At 60.6% G+C, this 25,187-nt stretch carries 27 protein-coding genes, 1 tRNA gene, 1 pseudogene and 1 CRISPR repeat array; of the genes and pseudogenes, 19 read left to right on the forward strand and 10 right to left on the reverse strand.

The window, feature by feature from the left end:
• Positions 1 to 22 precede the first annotated feature (22 nt).
• Together NW822_RS03680 and NW822_RS03685 are read right to left on the reverse strand one after the other, a co-directional pair.
• Entirely contained in the window at positions 23 to 1,690 is a 1,668-nt protein-coding gene (locus NW822_RS03680) for a TM0106 family RecB-like putative nuclease (RefSeq protein WP_414403565.1), read from the reverse strand.
• Between the two features lie 52 nt (positions 1,691 to 1,742).
• Positions 1,743 to 2,021: a hypothetical protein gene (locus NW822_RS03685; protein WP_414403566.1), complete on the reverse strand. Its 279-nt coding sequence runs from the start codon at positions 2,019 to 2,021 to the stop codon at positions 1,743 to 1,745.
• A 185-nt stretch (positions 2,022 to 2,206) separates the two neighbouring features.
• Between NW822_RS03685 and NW822_RS03690 the strand changes: the two genes are divergently transcribed.
• Positions 2,207 to 3,112, forward strand: coding sequence for an ABC transporter ATP-binding protein (locus NW822_RS03690; protein WP_414403567.1), 906 nt, complete (start codon positions 2,207 to 2,209; stop codon positions 3,110 to 3,112).
• Positions 3,113 to 3,155: 43 nt separating this feature from the next.
• On the opposite strand, the gene NW822_RS03695 is transcribed toward NW822_RS03690, so the two are convergent.
• The gene (locus tag NW822_RS03695; RefSeq protein ID WP_414403568.1) at positions 3,156 to 3,857 is read right to left on the reverse strand and encodes a response regulator transcription factor; all 702 of its coding nucleotides are present in this window, start codon (positions 3,855 to 3,857) and stop codon (positions 3,156 to 3,158) included.
• A gap of 213 nt (positions 3,858 to 4,070) precedes the next feature.
• On the opposite strand from NW822_RS03695, the gene NW822_RS03700 reads away from it, so the two are divergent.
• The 7 genes from NW822_RS03700 (at position 4,071) to rpiA (ending at position 9,939) form a co-directional block, all read left to right on the forward strand.
• Positions 4,071 to 4,439, forward strand: coding sequence for a hypothetical protein (locus tag NW822_RS03700; RefSeq protein WP_414362981.1), 369 nt, complete (start codon positions 4,071 to 4,073; stop codon positions 4,437 to 4,439).
• A gap of 105 nt (positions 4,440 to 4,544) precedes the next feature.
• A complete protein-coding gene (locus NW822_RS03705) occupies positions 4,545 to 5,375 on the forward strand; it encodes an SH3 domain-containing protein (protein ID WP_414403569.1) in 831 nt (276 codons plus the stop codon).
• A 338-nt stretch (positions 5,376 to 5,713) separates the two neighbouring features.
• A complete protein-coding gene (locus NW822_RS03710) occupies positions 5,714 to 6,244 on the forward strand; it encodes a hypothetical protein (protein WP_414403570.1) in 531 nt (176 codons plus the stop codon).
• Between the two features lie 2 nt (positions 6,245 to 6,246).
• Positions 6,247 to 6,891, forward strand: a complete 645-nt coding sequence (gene cbiM, locus NW822_RS03715; protein WP_414362976.1) for a cobalt transporter CbiM — start codon at positions 6,247 to 6,249, stop codon at positions 6,889 to 6,891.
• Entirely contained in the window at positions 6,878 to 7,711 is an 834-nt protein-coding gene (gene cbiQ, locus NW822_RS03720; RefSeq protein WP_414403571.1) for a cobalt ECF transporter T component CbiQ, read from the forward strand. Before cbiM ends, cbiQ begins: the two co-directional genes overlap by 14 nt.
• Before the next feature lie 142 nt (positions 7,712 to 7,853).
• Complete coding sequence (gene rimO, locus NW822_RS03725) at positions 7,854 to 9,233, forward strand: 30S ribosomal protein S12 methylthiotransferase RimO (protein WP_414403572.1); 1,380 nt, start codon at positions 7,854 to 7,856, stop codon at positions 9,231 to 9,233.
• Between the two features lie 13 nt (positions 9,234 to 9,246).
• Positions 9,247 to 9,939, forward strand: coding sequence for a ribose-5-phosphate isomerase RpiA (gene rpiA / locus NW822_RS03730; protein ID WP_414403573.1), 693 nt, complete (start codon positions 9,247 to 9,249; stop codon positions 9,937 to 9,939).
• Here the strand turns inward: rpiA and pdxA are convergent.
• The 5 genes from pdxA to NW822_RS03755 form a co-directional block, all read right to left on the reverse strand.
• Positions 9,902 to 10,948 (reverse strand): 4-hydroxythreonine-4-phosphate dehydrogenase PdxA, encoded by a 1,047-nt coding sequence (gene pdxA / locus NW822_RS03735; RefSeq protein ID WP_414403574.1) that lies wholly within the window; start codon positions 10,946 to 10,948, stop codon positions 9,902 to 9,904. The genes rpiA and pdxA overlap by 38 nt on opposite strands.
• A 62-nt stretch (positions 10,949 to 11,010) precedes the next feature.
• Positions 11,011 to 11,948: direct repeats of the CRISPR family, unit length 36 nt; unit sequence GTTTCCAATTTCTAGGGATCCCCCCGAAGGGGGAAC.
• 235 nt (positions 11,949 to 12,183) lie between these two features.
• Positions 12,184 to 13,842 (reverse strand): ABC1 kinase family protein, encoded by a 1,659-nt coding sequence (locus NW822_RS03740; RefSeq protein WP_414403575.1) that lies wholly within the window; start codon positions 13,840 to 13,842, stop codon positions 12,184 to 12,186.
• A gap of 38 nt (positions 13,843 to 13,880) precedes the next feature.
• Positions 13,881 to 14,462, reverse strand: coding sequence for a peroxiredoxin family protein (locus NW822_RS03745; protein ID WP_414403576.1), 582 nt, complete (start codon positions 14,460 to 14,462; stop codon positions 13,881 to 13,883).
• A 37-nt stretch (positions 14,463 to 14,499) separates the two neighbouring features.
• Positions 14,500 to 14,937 (reverse strand): SRPBCC family protein, encoded by a 438-nt coding sequence (locus NW822_RS03750; protein WP_414385635.1) that lies wholly within the window; start codon positions 14,935 to 14,937, stop codon positions 14,500 to 14,502.
• Between the two features lie 3 nt (positions 14,938 to 14,940).
• Positions 14,941 to 15,456: a hypothetical protein gene (locus NW822_RS03755; protein WP_414361247.1), complete on the reverse strand. Its 516-nt coding sequence runs from the start codon at positions 15,454 to 15,456 to the stop codon at positions 14,941 to 14,943.
• Positions 15,457 to 15,632: 176 nt separating this feature from the next.
• Between NW822_RS03755 and NW822_RS03760 the strand changes: the two genes are divergently transcribed.
• From NW822_RS03760 to NW822_RS03795, 8 genes and pseudogenes are all read left to right on the forward strand, one after another.
• A tRNA-Ser gene (locus tag NW822_RS03760) sits at positions 15,633 to 15,717 on the forward strand.
• 150 nt (positions 15,718 to 15,867) lie between these two features.
• A pseudogene (locus NW822_RS03765) lies at positions 15,868 to 16,101 on the forward strand (Arm DNA-binding domain-containing protein); the annotation flags it as partial.
• Positions 16,102 to 16,455, forward strand: a complete 354-nt coding sequence (locus NW822_RS03770) for a tyrosine-type recombinase/integrase (protein WP_414403723.1) — start codon at positions 16,102 to 16,104, stop codon at positions 16,453 to 16,455. It abuts the pseudogene before it with no gap.
• 101 nt (positions 16,456 to 16,556) lie between these two features.
• The gene (locus NW822_RS03775) at positions 16,557 to 16,691 is read left to right on the forward strand and encodes a hypothetical protein (RefSeq protein WP_414403577.1); all 135 of its coding nucleotides are present in this window, start codon (positions 16,557 to 16,559) and stop codon (positions 16,689 to 16,691) included.
• A complete protein-coding gene (locus NW822_RS03780; protein WP_414403578.1) occupies positions 16,688 to 17,143 on the forward strand; it encodes a hypothetical protein in 456 nt (151 codons plus the stop codon). Before NW822_RS03775 ends, NW822_RS03780 begins: the two co-directional genes overlap by 4 nt.
• Before the next feature lie 99 nt (positions 17,144 to 17,242).
• A complete protein-coding gene (locus NW822_RS03785; RefSeq protein ID WP_414403579.1) occupies positions 17,243 to 18,304 on the forward strand; it encodes a hypothetical protein in 1,062 nt (353 codons plus the stop codon).
• Between the two features lie 40 nt (positions 18,305 to 18,344).
• Entirely contained in the window at positions 18,345 to 18,557 is a 213-nt protein-coding gene (locus NW822_RS03790) for a hypothetical protein (protein ID WP_414403580.1), read from the forward strand.
• Between the two features lie 551 nt (positions 18,558 to 19,108).
• Positions 19,109 to 19,270, forward strand: coding sequence for a hypothetical protein (locus tag NW822_RS03795; protein ID WP_414403581.1), 162 nt, complete (start codon positions 19,109 to 19,111; stop codon positions 19,268 to 19,270).
• 236 nt (positions 19,271 to 19,506) lie between these two features.
• Here the strand turns inward: NW822_RS03795 and NW822_RS03800 are convergent, their stop codons facing one another.
• Complete coding sequence (locus tag NW822_RS03800; RefSeq protein WP_414403724.1) at positions 19,507 to 21,918, reverse strand: DEAD/DEAH box helicase; 2,412 nt, start codon at positions 21,916 to 21,918, stop codon at positions 19,507 to 19,509.
• Positions 21,919 to 22,091: 173 nt separating this feature from the next.
• Here NW822_RS03800 and NW822_RS03805 point away from each other — a divergent pair, with 173 nt between their 5' ends.
• The 3 genes from NW822_RS03805 to NW822_RS03815 are packed head-to-tail and all read left to right on the forward strand — an operon-like array spanning position 22,092 to position 24,071.
• Positions 22,092 to 22,727, forward strand: a complete 636-nt coding sequence (locus NW822_RS03805) for an anthranilate synthase component II (RefSeq protein WP_414361255.1) — start codon at positions 22,092 to 22,094, stop codon at positions 22,725 to 22,727.
• Positions 22,724 to 23,500, forward strand: coding sequence for an MBL fold metallo-hydrolase (locus NW822_RS03810; RefSeq protein ID WP_414403582.1), 777 nt, complete (start codon positions 22,724 to 22,726; stop codon positions 23,498 to 23,500). Before NW822_RS03805 ends, NW822_RS03810 begins: the two co-directional genes overlap by 4 nt.
• A 4-nt stretch (positions 23,501 to 23,504) precedes the next feature.
• Complete coding sequence (locus NW822_RS03815) at positions 23,505 to 24,071, forward strand: ankyrin repeat domain-containing protein (protein ID WP_414403583.1); 567 nt, start codon at positions 23,505 to 23,507, stop codon at positions 24,069 to 24,071.
• 19 nt (positions 24,072 to 24,090) lie between these two features.
• On the opposite strand, the gene NW822_RS03820 is transcribed toward NW822_RS03815, so the two are convergent.
• Positions 24,091 to 25,086 (reverse strand): deoxyhypusine synthase family protein, encoded by a 996-nt coding sequence (locus NW822_RS03820; protein ID WP_414361261.1) that lies wholly within the window; start codon positions 25,084 to 25,086, stop codon positions 24,091 to 24,093.
• Positions 25,087 to 25,187 lie beyond the last annotated feature (101 nt).

Raw genomic sequence — 25,187 nt, forward strand, 5'->3', positions numbered from 1 at the left:
CTCGGTGCCAGCCCACCTACCCTCAGCCCCCACTAGGGGGATTCTTTTTCCCCAACCAACTCACCGCGGCGCTTGCAGTCCCGTCAGCTAGCAGGGAGAGGCTATTAACGGACTCAAGAGCCGCACTTTGACTTAACCAGGCTTTAAGGTGATAGGTAGCTCGGCAGTCGTCCTCGTTGTAAATGAGTGACTGTTCCAGATAGCGGCGATCTCGTGTTTCCAACCACTGGCTGTACCAATAGATGGAGTGGGCTCCATTAGCCTCCGGTAGTCGCCACTTGAACCCCAGCCAGCGGGCAATGTTTTTCAGAGAGTAGCTCTCAATGGGGAGCACTACCGAGCGTCGAACCCAGCTGTGTAAATCCACGAAGCGCTGCAACAGTTGTCGCACCTCTCGCGGATCCGTTTGGTACTGCTCCCCCAGGCGTCGGCAAGTCTGTATTTCAAAGTCATGAAAATGATAGATGGGCGCCTCAGGGTAACGTTGAACCAATTGTAAAAACTGTTGCCAGGCTTGCCCTTCTTCCTGCAGTTCGGCAGCCAAGCAGCCGTGGTAGTTGACAATTGTGTTTCCCTCTGCTTGTTCTACCACTAGCAAGCCTAACAGGTAGGCGACGTTGTGGCGGGGATCCGCCTCGATATCGAAGTACAGCTCCACGGACGCTGTTGGCAGAGCTTGCGGCGGGGATTGCAGCCAAAGGGGCTTGCGGCTGAGGGTGGCACGGGCTTGAAGCTGCAGTTGCAGGGCCACGCCGTCTCCCAGCTTGGGGATAGCCTGGAGCATCTCCAGGCGGGCGTTAGCTAAGGCCTCAATCGAGTTGATCCCTGCCTCTTGCAACAGGGGATAGCGGGATCCGGTTACGCCTGGCAGCAGGCTGAGGGGCTGGGTGGCGGCGTTTAGCTGTCGACAGTGCTCCCGCCAGTGGCAAAGATGACAGCGGCTGCGGGCCATCAACACCTGGGGCGGCTCCGGCTGCTCAAGGGAGCGCAGATACTCTTGCAGCAGGCGGCGCACCTGGGCGCGGCGTCGGCTGAGGTGGACAGGGTGCCACTTCCCATCTTTTAGAATCAAAAAGCCGCGTTTGGGCAGCTGCCCCTGCAGGGATCCCAGCAATTCTGCCTGCAGCACTAGCAACAATTCGTACTCCGGCTTGGGTCGCTTGCTAGTGCGAATGTGCACTGGCAGGTAGGAGGGTTGGCCCTTGCCAATGCCAGAGGGATCCCGAATCAGGAGATCCAGGGAGCTGCTTACCCAAAGGGAACGAAACTCTGGAACAGCCGCAGGCGGCAGTGCAGGGTTGGAGGGTGTCTTGGCGGTGGAGTGGAGCTCAACCTCTGTCTCAGGGGAAGGGGCGAGGGCAACTGCAGAGCCGGCAGGCTCCGCCTCAGCAACTCCCTCGGGATCCACTTCCCAGAACAGCTTTGCTACGACCTGTCCGCCGTAGATCCGCTCTGTCCCTGCTGCCATGGCTGCTAAAAGAGCTTCATTGCCCGGCGCCACCTGTTCGCCAGGGAATTGCTCCAGCACAGCAGCTTGCAGAGCTTGGCGATCCCGACGCCATTGCTCCAGCAGCTTTTCCGGCGGCAGCTTGGCTTCTTGAGGCCCAAAGCGATCTAGGTAGGGCAGGCGCCGACAGCGAAAAAAGGCCAGCAACTCTTCTGCGTCAACAGAACCCTGCTGGAACTCCAACGGCGGACAACCTCAGCTCTGCTGCCATTTTGGCACGCCTTTTGGGGATCCCTTACGACCTGGGATCCTGAGCTGACAAAAGATGGGCAATGAGGCGGTCAACTGTTTCCGCTTGGCGACGGGCCGTCTCCGCCTGCTGCTGGCAAAGGACCTTCAGCTCTCCCAGACAGGCAGTTTGCTCCTGGGTCATCAGCACTTGTTGCTGAACAATGCCTTTCAAATAAGACAAGTCGTCTTTGATGGAGCTGACGCTCTCGGCTAGGGTCAGCACGGCACCAACTAGGCGATCCAGGCGGAAGTCAATTTGGTCAAATCGGTCTTTGCTCTGCATTTTTTTACCTTGTAAGTGCAGTTTTCAGGGGCAGTGTCTACTATTTTGCAAGCTCCAGCAAGATTGACAGAGGATGGGATCACAGCCACGGAAGAGCTCGAGAGATAACGCAGCAGGGATCCCCAGTTAAGACCTGTGGCTCAACTGACGTATGCTGGAGAAGAAAGATTTCTTTACACCCGCAGATGGAGCCGACTGTAACCGCTCTTTCGACGGCCCCGGCCCTGCCTCAGACCCAGCCGGCAGCAGTGGAAATGCAGGGGGTATGGAAGCGCTTTGGGCAGCAGGTGGCCGTGCAGGACTTGAGCCTGCGGATCCCACAGGGGGAGGTGTTTGCTCTGCTGGGCCCCAACGGGGCTGGGAAGTCCACCACCATCCGCATGCTCACCAGCCTCACCCGTCCCAGCCAGGGATCCATCTACGTGGGGGGCTACGACGTGGTGCGGGATCCCTTGGCAGTGCGGCGGCAGATTGGGGTGGTGTTGCAGCCCATCACCCTAGAAGCAGAGCTGACAGTTTGGGAAAACCTGGAGTTTCATGGGCGCATGCACCACCTTCCCAACCCGGAGCGGCAGCGGCGCATCGAGGAGTGGCTGGAATACGTGAAGCTGGCCGACCGCCGGCACGACAAGGTGAAGACCCTCTCGGGCGGCATGAAGCGGCGCCTGCAAGTGGCCAGGGCGCTGTTGCACCGGCCGCAAATTTTGTTTCTAGATGAGCCAACCGTTGGGTTGGATCCCCAGGCGCGGCGGCTACTGTGGGAGATCTTGCGGGATCTCAACCGGCAGGGGATGACTTTGCTGATTACCACCCACTACATGGAGGAGGCCGAGGAGCTGTGCGACCGCATCGGCATCATGGATGGCGGGAAGCTGATCGAGCTGGGCAGCACCGACCAGTTGCGGGCCAAGTACGGGGAAGCCCTGCTGGTGCGCTCCCGCCCCGGCCAGGAAGTGAGCTACACCTTTTTCCCCAGCTTGGCGGAGGCCCAGCGGCAGTTGGAAGCTGAGCCGGACAAAACTGGCCTGATGGTGCGCCCTGCTAACCTGGAAGATATTTTTGTGCGCCTAACAGGTCGTCGTCTAGATTAGCGTGCCCTCCCCCCTAGCCCCTCTCCCAGGGGGGGAGTGCTGACTACCCCTCTTTGGGAGTGGGGGGTTCAAACTTGTAGCCAACGCCGCGCACAGTGCGGATTAGCTCGGGCTGACTGGTATCAGTCTCCAATTTCTTGCGAATTTGGCCAATGTGGACATCGACAACCCGCTCATCCCCTTCATAGTTAAAATCCCACACCTCTTGAATTAGCTCAGCCCGCCGCCAGACCCGCCCTGGGTGTCGGGCCATGGTGTAAAGCAAGTCAAACTCCAAAGCTGTCAGGTGAATTGGGCGCTGGTTGCGGGTGACTTCTCGGGTAGTTGGGTCAATCACCAAAGAGGCAAAAGTCAAAACCGGCGCGCCTGCAATCTTGGTTTTTGTCCGTCCTCGGCGCAGGATAGCTTGCACCCGTGCCTGTAACTCCGGCAGGCTGAAGGGTTTGGTTAGGTAGTCATCTGCACCTAGCTGAAACCCTTGCAGCTTGTCGGCAGGATTCACTCGGCTAGTTAACATCAATACGTACACGCCGGTTTCCTTTTGCATCTGTTGGCAGAGAGTGTAGCCACTAACATCTGGCAGGTTCAGATCCAAAATCACCAAGTTCGGCTGAAAAGCCCGCAACTGTTGCAAGCCCTCGGCGCCGGTTGCGGCCACCTCGACCATATATCCCTGGCGCTGCAAATACCGCTTGAGCAGCATGCAAATGCTGGGATCGTCATCGATGACGAGGATGCGGGACATAGTAGGGTGAAAACTTGCAGAAGAGCTTTGCTAGCAGGGCATCCTTGGCCTGAGTTGGAGAAAGCAGCCGACCCAGGCGGCCTATTTAAATTACAGCAGAGGCAACAGACTGCTTCAGGTTCTTAATACCTCGGCTTGCAAGCTGGGCACTTCTTTCCTCAACTCGCCAGCCAAGCCTTAGAGTGGCATGGTGATGGTTCCTCCCAGAGGCTTATGTACGATCCCAACGCAGTCTTTCGCAAGGATCTCCAGTTGGCCCTCTTCACCTGGGGGATCCTGGAGCTGGCCTGTTTTGTCATTATCCCGTTCACCGGTGCCTACGCATTTGCCCAAGTTGCGGATTGGCTGTGGCCATCGCTAGTGCTGGGGCCAGCGGGGGCGGTGGTGGTGGCCTTGTGCTCCAAGCTCACAGTAGCTGCCAATTCCATCCCCGACCCCAAAAAGAAAAGGATGCAGCGGCAAATTGCCCAGGTCATCAGTTTCTTTGGCTTCTTGGGCTTGGCCTTGCCCTTGCTCCTGGCTGGCTGGACCTTTGGCCACGAAGTTCTCACCACCGACTGGGAGAATATGTTCACTAAGTAGAAGTCAAACGCTGCCCCTCGGTAGGTAGCTCCCCAAGCTAGCACCCAGAGGCGAAACTAGAAGTACTAGAGATGCTCCGGTGCAAGCCTTGACAAGGCCCTTTTCTTGGCTTTTGTCACTAGCTTCTTGGGAGCTGAGTTTTGGATAGCTAACTACCCGATGCGAGGCCGTTCTTCTCCTGCTGCCAACGGTTTTCCCTTCGGCACCTTGGTGGCCCTGAGCATCTCTGTAGGGGCTTTGGCTGCTTTGGGCTGGCAGGTGTGGCAGTTTACTGCCCCCCTACTGGCTCCTCCTGCGGTGCCTCAGTTTCCTCGAGCAGTGCGCATCGAGCCTTTGCCCAGACCCACAAGTTCCCCCTCTGCTCGCGCTACGCAGAGGGAGTCCCTACCGACCACTGGCACCCCCCCTGCCTTTCCCCCTGGCAGCCGCGGGCGGGTAATCGAGCCCATTGGTTTAGCCATCCGCAGCGAGCCGTCGGCAGATGGAGCCTACCAAGGGGGAATCGGGGTGGGGGAAACGGTGACGGTGCTGGAGTACAGCGCCGATGGCCGCTGGCAACGGGTGCGGCGGGAGTTGAACGGACAAGAGGGCTGGGTGCGGGCGGGCAATTTGGGCCCTGTGGAAGGAGCAGCAGTTGCCTCGGCTCCACCCTCTGCACCTCCTACTAGGGTTGAATCTCCACCTAAGTCCACCCCTTCGCCAGTTCGGCCAGCTGGAGAAACCCGCCTTACTCCCGGGGTACGGGGACGGGTCATTGAGCCAAGGGGGTTGGCCCTGCGGGCCACTCCCGAGCGGGAAGGAGCCTACATTGGCGGCCTGCCCATGGACGAGGTGGTGACGGTGTTGGAGTACAGCGCCGATGGCCGGTGGCAGCGCATCCGGCGGCAGAACGGGCAAGAGGGCTGGGTGCGGGCTGGAAACCTGGCGCAGGAGTAGCAAGATGCCCCAGCGGGGGATTGTGACAGCAAGGCAGCCTGTGTTTGGCTAGGACAGTACCTGGTAGCCAAGCCAGGGGAAGGCGCCTCCCATCTCAGGTATTGGTCGTTGCCCGGAAGGAAGGTTGAGCGCTGAGCTTTGAGGAGGGATCATAGCCTCTCACGACAGATCCCCTGCTGCAAAGGTCATCTTGGAGATCCTGCCAAGCTGGAAAGAGGTGGGGGAGGACCGTTGCCGCAGCGTCTTGGGCAAGGACAGCTCTTTGCCTGGCTCGCGGGACGGAGCCCTGAGTCTTGGCTGGCCAAGGTGCAGAGACTAAAGCCGTGAGATGCTTGCCTATGAACCGGTCAAAACTCCGCCTCCGTTCCCATCCCTCCTGGCGTCTGAGCCTGACGGCTCTTGGTCTGCTACTGGCTGCTCCGGCTTGGGCTCATGGGGTGGAGGCCTCTTGGCGGGCCGTTCCCACTTTCGAGATCCAAGCCCGCTACGATTCCGGCGAGCCGCTGCGTTCTGCCCGCGTTACGGTGTTTGCACCCACCGATCCCACCACCCCTTGGCAGGAAGGGCAAACGGATGAGCAGGGGCGATTTCTGCTGCAGCCGGATCCTGAGCTCAAGGGACTGTGGCAGGTGCGCATTCGCCAGGCCGGCCACGGCGTGGTGGTGAATGTGCCGGTGGGCGAAGCGGCTATGCAGGCAGAGGGGATCCCCAACGGCTCCTCCTTTGGCCCTCTGCAGCGGGGGGTTATGGCTGCCTGCATCCTCTGGGGGTGCTTGGGTACGGCCCTGTTTTTCTCCCGACCCCGTCCCTCCCAAGGCCCAGAACTCCCCGACTCCCCAGGAGGTGCTGCTGCTTTGAGCCAGGACTAGCCATGCACATCAGCGAGGGCCTTCTGCCAGCACCGCTTTGGCTGGGGGGGTATGGCATCACTGCCCTGCTGACGGGCTGGAGCCTACACCTCCTCCAGCGCTTGGAAAAGGATCCCCGCCGCCAACTCCCCAAAGCGGCGCTGCTGACCGCCGCCTTTTTTGTTGCCTCCTCCCTTCACCTGCCTTTTCCTCCGGCCAGCCTGCACCTGCTGCTCAATGGCTTGCTGGGCGTGCTGTTGGGGGCCTTGGCCTACCCAGCAATTGTGGTGGGCCTGTTTTTCCAGGCGGTGGCTTTTGGCCACGGGGGGCTGACCACGCTGGGGATCAACGCCGCCATTATGGGGATCCCGGCGCTCTTGGCAGGGGGGATCTTTCGGGCAGGCCGGCGGCCAATGGGAGCTGGGTTGGCGGCCTTCTGGGCGGGGGCGGCGGGGGTGGGGCTGGCGGCGCTGCTCTTCTATGGGGTGCTCATGGCTGCTCTCCTAGGCGAGGGGACGGTCTCCACCCAAGCAGAGCGCTTGGCCTTGGGCAGCTTGGTGATGGCCCACCTCCCTCTGGCAGCGGTGGAGGGGCTGTTTACCCATTGGGTGGTGCGGTTTTTGCAGCGGGTGCAACCGGATCTGTTGGGAGAAGATGCCAAAAGATAGGGCCGAGGTCGTCATCTCCCCGGAGCTCAGGGGAAGGCAGTTCTCTCCACCCGCTCCCCTCCCTCCCTCCCCCGCTTGGCTGCACCGCTGGCAGCCTTTGCCCAAGCTGGTGGGCCTGGGAGCCCTGATGGCAGCTTGCGCCCAGGTGCAGCGCTTAACCTTGCTGCCCCTAGTCTGGGTGCTGGTGGCTCTTCTCTGGGCGCTCTCCGGATTGCCCCTGCGCCAAGGGCTAAGACGGCTGGCTGCTCCAGGCGCTTTGCTCATCGCCTTCGTTGCCCTTCTACCCCTAGTTGTGGGAGATACCATCCTCTGGCGCTGGGGATCCCTGGCTTTGCGCTGGGAGGGGCTGGAGAGGGCGCTCTGCCTTGGCGGGCGCAGCCTGGCCCTGTTGGCGCTGGCAACGCTGCTGGTGGAGACCACCCCTCTGCCAGCGCTGCTGGCAGCTCTGCGGGCTGTAGGGATCCCCGACCTCCTGCTGGAACTGGCCTGGTTGACGCAGCGCTATTTGCAGGAGATAGGCGCCCAGTGGCAGCAGATGCAACGAGCAGCCCGCTTGAGGGGCTGGCAACCGCGGGGATCCCTGTGGCGCCCGGGCCCGGCCTTGCGCCAAGACCTGCCCTTCCTGGCTGCTGCCGTAGGCACTCTCCTAGTGCGCAGCTACGAGCGCTCTGAGCGCGTCTATCAGGCGCTGCGCCTGCGGGGCTACGGAAAAGCGCCCTTGCTCCCAGAAGAGAGGGCAGGGGATCCCTGCAGTTGGGTGGCCAGCGGTCTGGCAGTGGCTGTAGCTCTTGGCTTGGTGTGGGTTCAACTTGGGGAGTAGCCCGATTGAGCTGGTGGGCAGACGATCCTCCTCCCCGCCTTCAGAAGCGAAGCCCAACTAGAACTAGAATAAGAAAGCTTTAACTTCTGCTGTCGCCATTTTCTCGGCCTCTCCTGTGGCTATGAACCGGTTGGAGACCGCTTTGCCTACACCCTCTCGCGGCCCTGCCGCTCCTCCAAAGGAAGCACCGGCCGTTGCCGTTGTGCACCTGGGCTGTGAGAAAAACCGGGTGGACACAGAACACATGATGGGTCTGCTGGCCCAGGCGGGCTACCGGGTGGAAGGGGATGAAGACAGCGCCGACTACGTTATCGTCAACACCTGCAGCTTCATCGAGGCGGCGCGGCGGGAGTCGGTCAGCACCCTGATGGAGCTGGCGGTACAGGGCAAGAAGATCATCATCGCCGGCTGCTTGGCGCAACACTTCCAAGAGGAGCTGCTGCGGGAGATCCCCGAGGCAGTGGCCATTGTGGGCACTAGCGACTACCACCAAATTGTCCAGGTGATTGAGCGGGTGGAGCGGGGAGAGCGGGTTAACGCCGTTACCTCCAGCTTGGACTACATTGCCGATGAGACCGTCCCCCGCTATCGCACCACCCACGCGCCGGTGGCCTACCTGCGGGTAGCTGAAGGGTGTGACTATCGCTGCTCTTTCTGCATCATCCCCCACCTGCGGGGCAAGCAACGCTCCCGCTCCATCGAGTCTATCCTGCGGGAAGCAGAACAGCTGGCTGCAGAAGGGGTGCAGGAGCTCATCCTCATTTCCCAGATCACCACCAACTACGGGATCGACCTGTACGGGGAGCCACGGCTGGCCGAGCTTATCCGCGCTCTAGGCCAGGTTCCCATTCCCTGGATCCGCATGCTCTACGCCTACCCCACGGGCATCACCCCAGCGGTGGTGGAGGCCATTCAGGAGACCCCCAATTTCTTGCCCTATCTGGATCTGCCGCTGCAGCACAGCCATCCCGAGATCCTCAAGGCCATGAACCGCCCCTGGCAGGGCCAGGTCAACGACCGGTTAATCGAGTGGCTGCGCCAGGCGCTGCCCAACGCTGTGCTGCGCACCAGCTTTATTGTGGGCTTTCCCGGCGAGACGGAGGAGCACTTCCAGCATCTGTTGGACTTTGTGCAGCGCCACCAATTTGACCATGTGGGGGTGTTTACTTTTTCTCCTGAGGAAGGTACCCCCGCCTACCACCTCCCCCACCCAGTGCCTGAGCGCGTCAAAAAAGAGCGCCGCGCCCGCCTAATGCAACTGCAGCAAGGGATCGCCTTCCGCCGCAACCGCGAGCAGGTGGGCCGGGTGGTGCCTGTGCTCCTGGAGCAGGAAAACCCCCGCACCGGCGAGTGGATTGGCCGCTCCCCCCGCTTTGCCCCTGAGGTGGACGGGGTGGTGTACGTGCGCGGGCCGGGATCCCTGGGATCCCTGGTGCCGGTGCAGATTACACGGGCCGAGCCCTACGATCTCTTTGGCCAGGTGGTGGAGGCACCGCCAGGCTTTAGCTGGAGTGGACGGTAAATTTGGTTGGACTATGGCCAGTGCAGATGAGCTAAAACAGGCGGCGGCCCAGGCGGCAGCTCAAAAGGTCCAGTCGGGCATGGTGGTGGGCCTGGGCACGGGATCCACAGCCGCTTTTGCCGTGAGCGCCCTGGCGGAGCGGATGCAAAAGGAGGGGCTGCAGTTTATCGGGGTGCCCACCTCGGAGCGCACAGCGGAACAAGCCCGCTCGCTAGGGATCCCGCTGGCCACGCTGGAAGAGCAGCCGCGCCTAGATTTGGCCATTGACGGCGCCGATGAAATTGAAGTGGGATCCCTCAACCTAATCAAAGGAGCGGGGGGAGCCCTGCTGCGGGAAAAATTGGTGGAGGCCAGCGCTGCCCAGCTCATCATTATTGCCGATGCCTCCAAGAAGGTGCCGCATCTGGGCACGCGCTTTCCGGTGCCGGTGGAGGTGGTGCGCTTTGGCTGGAAGACGACCCTAGCGCGGGTGGAGGCCCTGGGCTGTCAGGCGGTGCTGCGGCGCAATGCCGACGGGGATCCCTACCTCACCGACGAGCAGCACTACATCCTCGACTGCCAGTTTGGCCCCATCGCCGATCCAGCCAAGCTGGCTGAGCAACTCAAGGGAACGGTGGGGGTGGTGGAGCACGGCCTGTTTATCGGCATGGCCACGGAGGCCATTATTGCTAGCTCTGAAGGGATCGAGACGCTGCGGCGGAGCTAAGGGCCAACTCGGCTGCCAGCAGGATGGCCTGCTTGAGGCTCTCGGCCCGGGCCACCCCTTGCCCGGCTATGGCAAAGGCAGTGCCGTGGTCGGGGGAGGTGCGGATGAAGGGCAGCCCCAGGGTTAGGTTGACGGCCCGATCAAACGCCAGCAGTTTTACAGGGATCAGGCCTTGGTCGTGGTAGAGGGCCAGGTAGGCGTCGGCCACGGCGGGGGATCCTTGGCCATACCAAGCCTGGGCGGGAGCCAGCCACATCGTGTCGGGGGGGAGGGGCCCCCAGATTTTGGCGTGGGGATAACTACCTAGCAGCTCCGCCAGCCACTCCTGCTCCTCTGAGCCCAGTTGACCCTGTTCGCCGGCATGGGGGTTGAGGCCAGCCACGGCAATGACGGGATCAGCGATTGCAAAGAGCTGGCGCAGGGATCCCGCCAGCAGGTCCAGCTTTGTGCGCACCAGTTCGGGGGTAAGGGTGAGGGGCACCTGGCGCAAGGGAATATGGGTGGTGGCCAGCAGAACTCGGAGCTGCCAGCCGCTGTGGGGGGAACGGGCCACAAACAGCATGCCGTAGCGCTCGCGCCCGCTGAGCTGGGCCAGGACTTCGGTCTGACCGGGAAAGGGGTAGCCCGCCTGGTGCCAGAGGTATTTGGCGATGGGGGCGGTCACGATCCCTTGGAACTGACCCCGCAGCGCTTCTTCAATAGCTGCTTTCAGGTAGCCAAAGCTGGCTGCCCCGCTCTGGGCATCCCCCCGACCCACGCGCGAGGGCTCTAGGTGGAAGCCGCTGGGGCACTCCAGGACTGGGATCGCTGCCGGGTCGGCTAAGGGATCCGTTACCCCTTTTGCTTTCAAGAGGCGGTGGGCAGCCTGCAAAACCTGCCGCTCGCCTACTACGGTTATCTGGGCGCAGGCCTGCACTTGGGGATCCGCCAGGGCCTTGAGCACAATTTCCGGCCCAATCCCCGCCGGATCTCCCAACGTCAGAGCCAGCTTTGGCAGCACTGAGCTCATTGGATCCTCCCAAAGGGGGAACCGAAAAAAGAAGGGCTTGGCTTAGCACCATAGCCCTTCTCGTTTCCAATTTCTAGGGATCCCCCCGAAGGGGGAACCCACAGCATTGACGGTGTCAGGGTGACTAACCCTGAGTTTCCAATTTCTAGGGATCCCCCCGAAGGGAGAACTGGTCTCCGCCGTCACCCCCGGGCTGCCAACTACGTTGGCGTTTCCAATTTCTAGGGATCCCCCCGAAGGGGGAACTTCCAACAATTCGCGGATATCGTCGGCACTGCCAGGCTGGACGTTTCCAATTTCTGGGGATCCCCCCGAAGGGGGAACCCTGACACGTCCCTTGGCTTCAAGGGGCGTGTTGTCGAAGTTTCCAATTTCTGGGGATCCCCCCGAAGGGGGAACTTTATGCGTCCTATTGTACCCGCACCTATCGCTGGTATGTTTCCAATTTCTGGGGATCCCCCCGAAGGGGGAACGAAGGCTGCGGGCAAGGCTGAGGACGTAGACCTCAGCTTCTTGTTTCCAATTTCTAGGGATCCCCCCGAAGGGGGAACAACAAGTTGTAAAGAAATGGTTAACTCCTGATGGTAGGGAGTTTCCAATTTCTAGGGATCCCCCCGAAGGGGGAACCGGCCGGCCTATTTACTCCCTCCAGGGGAAAAGATTACGTTTCCAATTTCTAGGGATCCCCCCGAAGGGGGAACTCCCTGACGGGAATTGCTGGGTTTGACATTCAGAAATGGTTTCCAATTTCTAGGGATCCCCCCGAAGGGGGAACGTCGACAAGGGTGGGTACTGGCTCTGCCCCCTTATGTTTCCAATTTCTAGGGATCCCCCCGAAGGGGGAACAAGAGCTGGGTTACTCTCTTCCCGTTCACAGTCGAGCTGTCGTTTCCAATTTCTAGGGATCCCCCCGAAGGGGGAACTATCTCCGGCAGCGCAGGAAGCGCTGCTAAATCTCCAGTCAGTTTCCAATTTCTAGGGATCCCCCCGAAGGGGGAACTCTACCCTTATTAAACCCAAGTGGGGCAAGGAATGCAAGACCCATTTGCGAGGGGGTCGGTCGAAGACGGCGAAAAAGGGCCTAGAAGAGGGGGGGCAAGAGGCCTGAAAGCCTTGTGGGGCAAGGCATCGAGCGGGTCAACGAAAGAATCGGCCTTTGCGGGATTTGGCGAGGCGCTCGCAAAGCCGCTGCTACCGTTTTTGTGTTGCTTTGCTAACACGAGATGCGTAGGGGATTAGCCCCGCAGGCGACCGGAGCGCAGGATGCTGAGGATGAGCCACAGCCCCAGCAGGCTGGCGGCGCCAAAGAGCAGCTCGCTTAGCCAAAAGACCTGGAAGCGCTGGGTTTGCGCCGAGATGATGGCAGCGCCAATAATCAGGGATCCAACCAGGATGCTGTAGGAGAGGCGGTTGGCCGACTGATCCAGGCTGGTGCGGAGGCCTTCCAGCTCCTGCACCGTCAGGTTCCAGCGCTGGGTCTCGGAGGTGATGCGGCTAAGCAGCACTTCCAGTTGCCGCGGCGACTGCAGCGAGAGGTTTTTGAGATCCAGGGCTGTGCGCAGCAGCGAGGGCAGGGGGGCATCCCCCAGCAACTGCTGCCGAAACACATCGGCCATCAGGGGGCGAATTTGCTCCGGCAGATTGTAGTCTGGGGTGAGCTGGCGGGCGATCCCTTCCAGGTTGGCCAGGGCCTTGGCGCACAGCCCCAGGTTGCCGGGGATGCGGATCTGGTTGCGCCGTGCCGCCTGTAGGATCTCGGAAAAGAGCTCGCTAAAATCCAGCTCGGCAACGCTCAGGGTGTAGTACTGGCGCAAGAGGCGCTCGTATTCCCTCTGCAGTTGGGCCAGGCTGACGGCGGGATCCCGCGGGCTGCCCCTAGGACTTTCCGGCAGGGCCAGTTCCAGCGTGAGCTCGGCACAGCGCTGGGCATCCAGGCTGACGATGGCCAAAATCAGCTCCAGCACAATCTGCTGCGTGCGGGGATCCAGCCGCCCAATCATGCCGCAGTCCAAGAGGGCCACGCGACCGGATCCCAGGTAGAAGAGGTTGCCGGGGTGGGGATCGGCGTGGAAATAGCCGTCAAGGCAGATCTGCTGGAAAAAGGCACGGGTGAGCAGGCGGGCAATCTGCTGCGGGTCGGCGTCACTGCGATCCGCCTCCAGCAGGGGCTTTCCCTCGATCCACTCCAGCGTCAGCACCTTGGGGGTAGTGAGCGACCAGTAGACGCGCGGCACCACCAACTGTGCTGGGTCAAACCAACGGCTGGCCTGCAGGCGTTGCCGCAGTTGCTCCGTGTGGCGGGCTTCCTGGGTAAAGTCCAGCTCCGCCTGCAGCGCCCGGCAAAACTCATTGGCCAAGGCCACCACATCTGTTAGCCTACCGAACTCCGTTTGCGCCACCAGCTCAGCAATGCTGCGGATGAGCTTTGTATCTCGCTCTACTATTGCCTCCAAACCCGGCCGCTGGATCTTGAGAGCCACCGCTTCGCCACTGAGCAGGCGGGCGCGATGGACTTGGGCAATGGATCCCGCTGCCACTGCTTCCGTGTCCAGGCTGCTGAATACCTGCTCCAGGGGCTTTTGCAACTGCTGGCGCAGTAGGATCTCCACCGCCTTCCAGGGCACGGGGGGCACATTGCTCTGCAGCGTGCTGAGGGCCTCAATGTACTCCCGCGGCAACAGATCGGGGCGGGTGCTCAGCAACTGGCCCAGCTTCACATAAACCGGCCCCAGATCCACCAGGATGTTGCGCAGCACCATCGGCGGCGGCAGTTGCGGCTCTTCCGCCTTGCCCAAGGAGAGTAAGCGCCGCATGTAGTCCCAGCCGTGGCGCAGGACTACTTCCAGGATCTCCGCCTGCCGGGCGCTGTTCTGAGCCAGCCGCGCAAAGACCACCCCTTCTCCCTCCTCTGCCGGAATTGCCTAGAGACAGCTTAGAAAAAGGGCACGGGAGCCACCCGGCGGGTTCCGTCCCAGCCGCTGGCTAGCCCCTCCCGCAAGACCCGCAGCACTTCGTCGGTGCTGGCGTTGGGCTCGGCAAAGGAGAAGAGGTGCTTATAGCGCAGCCTCCCCTCGCGATCCACAATGAACTGGCCCGGCAGGGGCGCCCCCAGCGCTTGGCCAACACCGTAGAGCCGAAAGGTCTTGCACTCTGGATCCACCAACAGCGGGTAGGGCAGTTGCAGGTCGGCTTGGATCTGTTGGCTTTGCACCGGGTCGGTGCTGGTAATCATCAGCAGCTCTGCTCCCAGGGCCCGGATCTCCTCGTAGCGGGCCTTCAGCTCCTGGATGTGGGGGTAGCAGAAGGGGCAGAAGAGCTTTTCTGTGAAAATGCGGGTAAAAGCCAGAACCACCGGCTGGTGGCCGCGGTAGTCCGACAGGCGCACAGGATCCCCGTGTACATTGGGCAGCTCAAAGTCGGGGGCCAGCTCGCCAATCTGCAGAGGGCTGTTGGCCGGCTGGGGGATGAAGTTGTCGAAAAAGCGACGGTTGAACAGGCCGCTGTTGCTGGTCATTGCCATTTTTTACGTTTCTTTACTACCTGCCACCAGCCTAACCCAAAGCCTCGGCCACTGCCTTTAGCCGTCGCAGTTGTGCCCGCATGTCGTGCCGGGTTAGCTCTGCTGCCACTAGGTAAAACCCCGCCGCCACCCAGGGGTTGGGGATGGAAAACTCAAAGCGGTTCACCAACAGCGTTCCCGACGCTTGGGGGCGGCACTCCCAGCGGTCAGTGCCCTGAAAAAACCCCTCAAACTGCCACTGCACCAGGCCCTCAGCCCGCTCGGTAATCACGCAGTCCAGGCTGGGGGAAATGAGAGGCAGGCGCAGGAAAAAGCGGTAGCGGCTGCCCAGTTGCCCCGTAGGGGATCCCAGGGCCTCGCAGCCCAAAAGGGGGTTAAGCCAGCGCCGCATCAGCTCCGGGTCAATGAGACAGCGCTCCACCCGCGCCACGTCAGCGGCAATTTCAATTGCTTGGGTATAGACGGGCATGCTTCAAGGAGAGGCTGCAGCAGCAGGCTGCGCTTTGCCGACAGGGGCAACGGTACTCAGCAAAATCAAGATATCGCGGTACTCCACCTGATCCGGCCCGCGGCGGGGGGATCCCACCTGAATGACGGCCTGGTGCAGGGACTGTTCAGGGTGGGGGGGAGACTCAAACACAAGGGTGCGGATGCCGTTGGCCTGTTCCAGATCCGAGAGGAGATCCCAGCCCTCGCCCCAGAGGGTACGGCGGTAGTAGGCGGCAATCTCCTCCAGAGGCTGAGAGGTCTGCAAGAGCAAGGAAGCCAGCCCCCCCTCCTGATCCCAGATTTGCCCGGAAGAGAGGACGGTAGCTTCGGGCAACTGCAACTGTGGCGGGAAGTGGGGAGGGAGAGCGCGGGTATCGCCCACGGAAGCCGCAAAATGGGTGCCATCTTCGCCAACGTGGCGCAGCACCGGATCCAGCGGGGCAGCTTTGGAAGGAGGTGGCTCTGGCAAAGGGCGACAGGCAGCCAGCAAGGCTAGCATTGGCCAAGCCAGAAGTTGCCCCTGAGCTGGGCAAAAGTCTCCTCTCATCCGTAGCCAGGGATCCCTCAGGTGGGTTATAGCGGATCCCTGTCCTTCCCCACAAGCGGTTAGCTGCACAACCGGCAAGGGCACAGCCTAAGATAGTAGAGACGGCGGATCCCGGCCGGGGTTAAGGTGGAGAGGTGTCCGAGTGGTTTAAGGAAGCAGTCTTGAAAACTGCCGTGGCGCAAGCCACCGTGGGTTCGAATCCCACCCTCTCCGTCAAAGCCTAGTTTGCCAACATCCACCTAAATCCCCCAAAGCCTTAACTGGCAAGGTTTTTGGGCATTTGATATCCACGGTAGTCAATCCACGGCAAGACGGGACACAGCCGTGGATATTTAGGCGGGGTGGGATATCGCACTGACGGACGTGGCCATCAGGAACGCCAAGCCCAAGGACAAGCCCTCCCAGATGCCGGACAGGGATGGGCTGTACCTAGAGGTGAGGCCGAACGGCTCCAAGCTGTAGCGGTTCCGGTACCGCTTCCGTGGCCGGGAACACCGACTGGGCCTGGGCAAGTATCCCTATAGAGGTCTCAAAGAGGCCCGCGAGATTCACCTTGCCATGCGGCGGCAGATAGCCCTTGGCAGGGATCCCAAGCTGGTGCGAGAGGCCGAGCGGAAGGCGTCTGTCAACACCTTCGGAGCGGTAGCCGAGGAGTGGTTGGAGAACAACCAGAAGAAGTGGGTGGCTACCCACGCCAAAGTCACCCGGCAGCGGCTGGACAGGAACATCCTGCCTTGGCTGGGATCCCGCCCAATCGAGGACATCACACCCCCGGACATCCTGGAAATCCTGAGGCGCATCGAGGCCAGGGAGGCCTACGAGACGACCCGGCGCTGCCTCAGCATTTGCAGCCAGATTTTCGACTTCGCTCAAGCGACCGGGCGCTGTAGCAGGGATCCCTGCCCCCAGCGGGCCAGCGTAAACTACCCGACTCCGAGCCTCTCTGGATGAAGTCTTACCCCCACCGGCGGTGACACTAGGGATCCCTGGTGACACTTTGCTCGGAGAAGGGTCACCGTCGGAAGCCGCTCCAGGCAAGGAATCCGACACGAGTGACACTTGTGACACTTGTCCGGCTACTTACCCGGCCACATGCGGTAGTCAAAATGCAGGTCAAGGCAGTCAAAACGCAGCCTAGGGATCCCCGCGAGGTGGTGGCGGATCCCTGGAACACGATGACTACTTGACTAAACCTGACCACACCGTAGTCAGCCCTGAAAGCCTTACCCTGCAAAGGCTTGAGGGCAGCTTTGACTACTTGACTAACGGAAATGCAGAAGCAAATAAGACAGCCGATAGCGGGGAGTGGGAGCGGATAGACCACATCTCCCTGCCCCCCAAGCGAGTCAACGCCCCTCCCATCCTTGGCGTGGCTTTGTACGGAAAGCTGGGCGAGATTGCAGGGGAGCTGGGCGAGACGGATCTAGGGATCCCTGGATTCGAGCCTGCGTACACCCTCAACCTGGGCTGGTTGTTTGCGATGGCCGACCGGTTGCGGGCCAAGGCACAGGGGGAAGAGCCGCCTAAGCCTAACCTAAATCCACGTCAGATTGTCTTCTCTTACGCGACAGCCAAAAGCAAGAAGAAGGTGGTGGTGAAGCCGGACGGCAGCCTGCAGATCTTCAGAGCCGTTCATTAACAGGGGATTCCTTGCGGCTAGGCTGTTACAGCCGTCAGGGAGAATTGACTGGAAAAGTGGCCTCTGGCATATTACGGGACAACGTGCCAGGTCAAGACAATGCACACGCCGAGCTGGAAGCCCCACCCCATCCTCAAATATGAGCGGAGGGACTGCTATCCCTATATAGTTCTCCCTACCCCTATCAGCCTGCAACTGAGAGGGCCAGAACTGCCCCCTCCCCCCAGAAAACCTGAGCCGCCTCAACTACCCCCTCGACCAGTTAAGCCGCAACTACCAGAGATCCCAACCCGTGTAATGGACAAGCTCCAGGCTGCCCTGTCAACTGGAGCTGGAGTTGCTACCCTAATTGCGCTGATTATTGCTGAGGCGCCATTCTTTCTAATCTTGGCAGGGATTGCAGGCGTGGCTACCTTAGCCCAATTCTTATACGAATCCTGGACTTATGAAGAGAGAATAGAAGAATATGAAAGAAAAATGCGAAGTTATCATCAAGAACAAAAAAGATATGAGGAGAGACTTGTCCTTTGGAGAAGAGAGTGCGATCGCATAGAGTCAGATTACAAACAACAAGTCGAAGAATATAGGCGCGAATATCAAAACAAGGTAGCTCAAATCATAAGGGACTGGGAAAATGGTCTGATATTTCAACCTCTAGATTTATGCCAACCTTTCTTAGGTCAGGGTGCTCGCGCAGGTAGGTATGATCGCCGGCTGAGAGAAGCCTTGATAATAAAGATGGAAAACCTTCCAGTTAAGTTTCTACCTGAACAAGCCTCCCTAAAGGTTCCAGGATTTGATTTTCCGTATACGCCCGACATAGCAATACAAGTATCTAGTAACAATAGAACTCTACTTATCGATGTTGAAGTTGACGAACCTTGGTACCAGAACAATGGTCAGCGAGTACCACATCATGCACTAGATGACAATAGACATAGCCAGCGAGACGATTTCTTTGCAGAAAGCGGCTGGATAGTAGTTAGGTTTTCGGAAAGACAAGTAGCGATAGAAACAGAAAAATGTGCCAGCTTTGTCTGCTACCTTATTCAAGCTGTACTTACGCCAGGATTTAGGGATCCATCTCTGTCTCTGCCGATTGACCATAGAAGGTGGGACTCTCTCAGCGCTCTTGATGAAGAGAGAGACTTCGTTGAGTGAGGATTCCGTCCCGCTGACGCGAACGGTTGAGAGCTATTTAATGAGCTCCAAGATACCCACGCCAATCTTGACTTTTTCCGTCCAAGGCAACAAGGAAGAGGCTAGTTGGAAGCTGGCCTATCAGCGGGATGAGGCCATCCGGCTCGGCTTCGACCCCAGCCGCGTGGTGATGCTCCGGGATCCCTTCACCGAGACCTGGGTTGTCCTTATCCCCAGCGATCAATTCGACGCTGCCCTATCCGAGGTCTTCTGAGGGGGGATCCACTGGGCCGCTTGCATGCTTAACTAGTTGGCATCCCCACACCCGTGGGGGTGGCCCGATTGCGTGCCTTAGCGACGATCTGGCCAGCTTCTATCCGCACTCCAGTGTGGGTTGCCTCAGTGGCCAACCGGCGGATCTCCCTTCGGGGCAGTTGAGCCTCGTGCCAGCCCCGCTCGTTGGGATCCCTCACGCGACTGCCCTGGGACTCGAATCACGCACCTCGTAGCCAAGTTGGAGCAGGTACTGGGCTGCCCTAGCAGGGTGCTCAGATTGCAGCGCCAACAGCTCCCGTTCCAGACGCACAGCCCGATCCAAAATCACCACCCACTTCTCCGCAAGGGATCCACCCCACCCACACCCGCCAACTGGGCCGGCCAAGGCGGCTGGCGTTCTCCCGTAAACTACCCGACTCCGAGCCTCTCTGGATGAAGTCTTACCCCCACCGGCGGTGACACTTAGCGACACTTCAGGGATCCCTGGTGACACTTTGCTCGGAGAAGGGTCACCGCTGGAAGCGGCTCCAGGCAAGGGATCCGACACGAGTGACACTTGTGACACTTGTCCGGCTACTTACCCAGCCACATGCGGTAGTCAAAATGCAGGTCAAGGCAGTCAAAACGCAGCCCAGGGATCCCCGCGAGGTGGTGGCGGATCCCTGGAACACGATACCCCGCAAGGGTTTTAGGGCAGCTTTGACTACTTGAGTGATGTACTCCCGCACTCATGTTGACGCGAACGGTAGCCCTGCAGCCGGGCCTCTAGGCCGGTTTACAGCCCCCCCAACCAGCTAACGGGACATATCCATGGACACGAGACCTATCCTACAAGCCCGCAAACTGCTGTAGGACAAGGAAATCTCAGCCCCTATTCGATGGTCACCCTCTCCGTGCAGAAACCCCAATAGAGAGAGCCTGCAGCCGCGCCAGCGGGACGAGCGCCGCTAGATCAGCTCGCTGACGGGGAAGCGATCCAGCAGTTTTTGGGCTTCGCGGGCATTTTCCCGCAGCTCTGCTGGCAGGTGGGGGATATAGGGGATCTGAGAGAGCACATCCAGGGTGCGGCGGATGAGGCGCACAATATCCCCAGCATCCAGGTTGGTGCTGGCCTCCAGCTTTTCCCAGGGGATCCCTTGGGCCCAGTGTTCCACGATCCCGGCCAGATCGGGCTCGAATCCAATCGGCACATGAAACACCTGGTGTTGGCGTTGGCTGCGGAAAAGCTGCCGCCGCAGGCCTCGCAAGCCCTGCAGGACATCCTCAACTAGCCCGGAGGTGCGCAGCCGGCTGTAGGTCCCTGAACGGGGAGGCTCGGCCACCAGGGCGGCAATTACCCCAGCCAAGTGATGGGGGGCACAGCCCAGACATTCCCCAGAGAGCAGAGCCAGCCCCAGCCAAAGCTCATTATCCCCCCGCAGGGCAGCCACCACCTCCCCACTGGCTGTTGGCTGATACTCTTGCAGACAGTCGAACTCCTGCAACACGCCCACCAGAGCCATAAATTGCTGCCAGCGCAGCTCCTGCACCGACTCACTCTGCCGCTCCAGGTGCTGGAGGCGCTTGAGTAGGCGTTGGCGTTTTTCCCGTAAACCCAGCAGCTTTTTCCCAACTTTGTGGGCAGGGTTTTCGCGGATGCGGGCTTCCAGGGCGCGGATTTTTTCCTCTTGCGCTTGGATGTGGGGAACAGCCAACAGGCGCAGGGTGGGATCTGGCTCTGCTTGTTGCTGTTTGAGGAGATAGCGCAAAATGCGCCGTTCTTCCCGCCGTTGCGCCTGCATTTTCTCGTAGCGGGCAATCTCTTCGTCGGAGATACCCTCTAGAAGGCGGTTAATTGCCTCCAGCTCGGCCCGCGTTTGCAGGAGCTCCTGTTGCTCGGGCAATTTTTGCAGCGAGAGCAAATACTGGCCAAAGCTGCGGTTAATGAGATCCCGGGCCGCCTCTAAAGAGTGCTTCTGCAGCAGATTCAGCACCATGCCGTAGGTGGGGGTAAACTGGCTCACCAAGGGATCCGCCCCCGAGGTAGCCAGGCGGGCTGCCTCCTGCGCCCCCTCAAAGGGGGACTGCAAGGTTACCACATGCCCAATGACATCTTTGCCCCGCCGTCCAGCCCGCCCTGACATTTGCATGAACTCGGAAGCAGTCAGGGGGCGATGGCCGTCATCGGTGCGCTTGGAGAGGGAGGAAATCACCGTCGTGCGGGCAGGCATGTTGATCCCGGCAGCCAGCGTCTCGGTAGCAAAGACCAGCTTCACCAGCCCCTGCTGAAACAGGTGCTCCACCAGGCCCTTCCAGGCAGGTAGCATGCCGGCATGGTGGGCAGCAATCCCCCGGTAGAGGGCATCCAGTTGCTCCCAGCGCACCGCTTCCGGCATTTCCCGGCAGAAACGGTCGATCTGCTCAGCTAATTGCCGCCGTTCTTCTTCAGAAGTAGTCAAGTCCAAGCCTCCCAAGCTGGCCACTGCCAGGTCGCAGCCTTTGCGGCTGAAGATGAAATAGATGGCCGGTAGCATATCCCGTCGGCGCAGGTTTTCCACCACCTGGGCCATATCCGGTACTTCCCCGTAGGGAGCCTGGCCTGACTTGGAGGGCTTGCTTTTCAGACGGCGATTGCACACCCACCGGCCTGACTCGGTTTGCTCCAGCAGGGGGAACAGCCCTTTGCGATTGGCAAAGTGAAATTGCAGTGGCACCGGGCGATGGCTGGAGTCAATCAAGCGGGTGGGGCCATGCACCTGGTTCATCCAGTCGGTGAGCTGGTCGCTGTTGGCCAGGGTGGCCGAGAGGGCAACCAGCTGGATGTGGGCAGGGCAGTAGATGATGGATTCTTCCCAGACGGTGCCCCGCTGCTGGTCGTTCATGTAGTGGCATTCGTCCAGGATCACCGCCTGCACATCCCGCAGGGGATCCCGGCTCAGGGCCTCCGCCGCTTCCCAGGCATCCATCTCGCTGCCGTCAGCCCCCTGCTGGACCACCAGAGAGAGCGGCGTGCCGTAGAGCATGTTGCGGAAGATCTCGGTAGTCATCACCAAGATCGGTGCCTCCCGGTTGATGGAGATGTCGCCGGTGAGGAGGCCAACCCGCTCCGGGCCAAATTGCTGGCCAAAATCGCGAAACTTTTGGTTGGAAAGAGCCTTCAGCGGGGTTGTATAAAAAACCCGCTTGCCCTGGGACAAAGCCCGATAGATGGCATACTCTCCAATCAGGGTCTTGCCGGATCCCGTAGGTGCACAGACTACCACCGATTCCCCAGCTGCTAGAGCTTGCATCGCTCGGATTTGAAACTCATCCAGCTCAAAAGGGAAAAGCCTGCGCAACTCGTCCAGCAAGTCGGTTGCCGGGGAGAGAAGCGGGTTCATGGGATCCGAATCAGAAAACAACCTAAAAGCTAGCCACCTCGCTGCCGCTTGTGTGCTATACCCTCCAGGATACAAGCTTGATCCGGGTGTTGGCTCTGGGCTGCGAGTCTTGCCGCTGGGGGAGACCCAAGCCTGGGCAATGCTAAAATGAGGTGCCGTCGCCGGGTGCCATCGTGCTGGTTGTAATCGACAACTACGACAGCTTTACCTACAACCTGGTGCAATACCTGGGGGAGCTGGGGGCGCAGATACGAGTTTTTCGCAATGACGAGATCTCAGTGGCTGAGCTGCGCCAGATGCAGCCAGAGGCGGTGGTTATCTCGCCGGGGCCAGGGCGGCCTGAGGAGGCCGGCATTTCGCTGGAGCTGATTCGGGAGCTGGGACCCGAGCTGCCAATCTTGGGCGTCTGCCTGGGGCACCAGTGCATTGGCCAGGTCTATGGGGGGCGCATTGTGCCCGCTCCTGAGCTGATGCACGGTAAAACCTCGCTCATCTACCACCAGGGGGTGGGGGTGTTTGAGGGGCTGAGCCAGCCGTTTGCGGCCACCCGCTACCACAGTTTGGTCATCGAGCCTTCCACCTGTCCTGACGAGCTAGAGGTGACGGCCCAAACCTGCGATGGCACTATCATGGGGGTGCGCCACCGCCGCTATCTCCACGTGCAGGGCGTGCAGTTCCACCCGGAGAGCATCTTGACCGCTGAGGGCAAGCGCCTGTTGAGCAACTTCCTGCGCTTGGCGCAGCTCCATGCCTTAGGAGCGCCCCAGCCAGCGGCTGGCGTGGTTGCTTCAGGGATCCCCACCCCATGAAGCGTCGCCAGCTTTTGCAAGCCAGCGCTAGCCTGCTGGGATCCCTTGCCGTGGGGGGTCAGCGAGGAGGTGCTCAAACGGCCCCTTCCCCAGGAGGATCCCTGGAGTTCACCCCCCAGAGCCTGCAACTGACCTGGCTGCACCACAGTTGCGTTTTGTTTGAGGGGGAGGGGAAGCGCTTTCTGGTCAACCCCTTTCGGCCAGGGGGCTGCACGGCTGGCTATCCTGCGCCCAGGGTTGCTGCCGACTTGGTGCTGCTCAGCAGCCGCCTCCTGGACGAAGGGGCCCTGGACGTGGTGCCCGGCAACCCTAAAGTGCTGTTTCAGCCGGGGGACTACGTCATCGATGGGATCCGCGTGCAGGGGGTGCGCATGCCGCGGGGCCCTCGCTTTGGCCTCAACGTGGGCTGGCGCTGGCGCATGGCCGGGATTGACATTGTCCATTTGGGAGGGGCCCTGCAGCCCATTGGCCGGGAACAGTCCATCTTGCTGGCTCGCCCTGACCTGTTGCTGGTGCCGGTGGGGGGTGGGCCGAAAAACTACGATCCCGAGGCGGCCAAGGCAGCCATCGAAGTGCTGCAGCCCAAGTTGGTCATCCCGACTATGTATCGCACCGCCGCCGCTGAGGCGTCCCAATGCGAGCTGCAACCTTTAGCAGCGTTTTTGCGCCTCTTTCCCGCTGCTGCTGTGCAACCTGCCCTCAGTAACCCCTTGCTGCTTTCGGCCCAGGCCCTACCCAGCCAAGGGATGGCCATCCTGTTCTTTGAGGAGTAGGGCCATGGAGCGTAGGTGGTGGGCTGTGGGTGTTGGGCTGGGACCCCTGCTGGTAGGAGGGCTGGGGTTCTACGGCTACTCCCTGCCGGAAGATCCGCAAGCTCTGGCCACCGCCAACCCGCTGCGGCTGCAACTGGCCCTCTGGCTGGGGAAAGACGCCAATGTCACGGAAGAGCGGGGCAAAACCGCCTTGTTTTTCGTCGAAAGCGGCCTCAACACCCGCCTTTTGCTGGCCGCTGGGGCGGATCCCAACTGGCTAGATCGCGGCGGAGCCAGCCCCCTGCACCAGGCTGCCCGCCTAGGCAATCCTGAAGTGACCGAGGCCTTGCTCGAGGGAGGTGCTAACGTCAATGCCCGCTTCGGGGCCGGTGGCCTGCCCCTACATTTTGCCGCTTGGTCGGGCAACCCCGAGGTGGTGCGGCTGCTGCTGGAACATGGCTCTAAGATTGACGAGCCAGACGGCTACGGCCTCACCCCCCTGCGCATTGCCCAGGACATGGGGCACTGGGAAGCCGCGATTCTGCTCTCCCAACGGCCCCGTCCTGCCTCAGGTCGGCCCCAGCCTCGCTGATCTATCCCGAAGCGGGGTCCTACCACCCCAGCACCCAGGCAAAAATCAAAGGCGCCACGATGGTAGCATCCGACTCGATGACGAACTTAGGGGTGTCAACCCCCAGCTTGCCCCAGGTGATCTTCTCATTGGGCACTGCCCCTGAGTAGGAGCCGTAGCTGGTGGTGGAGTCGCTGATCTGGCAGAAGTAGCCCCACAGGGGGATCCCCTTGCGGCCCAGGTCTTGGTGCAGCATAGGCACCACGCAGATGGGAAAATCGCCAGCAATACCACCGCCAATCTGGAAGAAGCCGATGGAGCACTCCGCCGAGGTACGCGTGTACCAGTCCGCCAGGTGGATCATGTACTCAATGCCCGTGCGGACGGTGTGGACATGGCGGATCTCGCCGGTAATGCAGTGGGCAGCGTACATGTTGCCGGTGGTGGAGTCCTCCCAGCCCGGCACGTAGATGGGCAAGTTGGCCTCCATGGCCGCGTAAACCCAGGAATCCCGCGGATTGATCTGGTAATAGGGCTCCAGCCGACCGCTGCGCAGGATGCGGTAGATGAACTCGTGCGGGAAGTAGCGCTCCCCCGCCTGGTCGGCAGCGATCCACTCTTCCAGCAGAGCTTTTTCCAGGCGCCGCATTGCCTCTTCTTCCGGGATGCAGGTATCCGTTACCCGGTTCATGTGCCGCTCCAGCAGCTCCTGCTCCTGCTGCGGGCTGAGGTCGCGGTAGTTGGGCACCCGCTCATAGAAGTCGTGGGCGATGAGGTTGAAGATGTCTTCCTCCAGGTTGGCGCCGGTGCAGGAGATGGCGTGCACCTTGTTCTGCCGAATCATCTCAGCCAGGGAAAGCCCTAGCTCCGCCGTGCTCATAGCGCCTGCCAAGGTCACCATCATCTTGCCGCCTTTTTCTAGGTGAGCGGCGTAGCCCTTGGCGGCATCCAGCAGGGCGGCGGCGTTAAAGTGGCGAAAGTGATGCTCAATAAATTGGCTAATAGGGCCTTTGGCCCCTGCTTCTGCGGTTATCATTGTTGGGTTTCCAAGCGAGACGGGTTCGCCTTCCCAAAGCACAGACTCAGCATTCTAACCAAGCCTAAGAGTACTGGCAAGCTTTTAGGGAGTTTTGGACA

Origin of the sequence: Synechococcus sp. H70.2 (genome assembly GCF_047462275.1) — a bacterium.
In the GTDB taxonomy this organism is placed as follows: domain Bacteria; phylum Cyanobacteriota; class Cyanobacteriia; order Thermostichales; family Thermostichaceae; genus Thermostichus.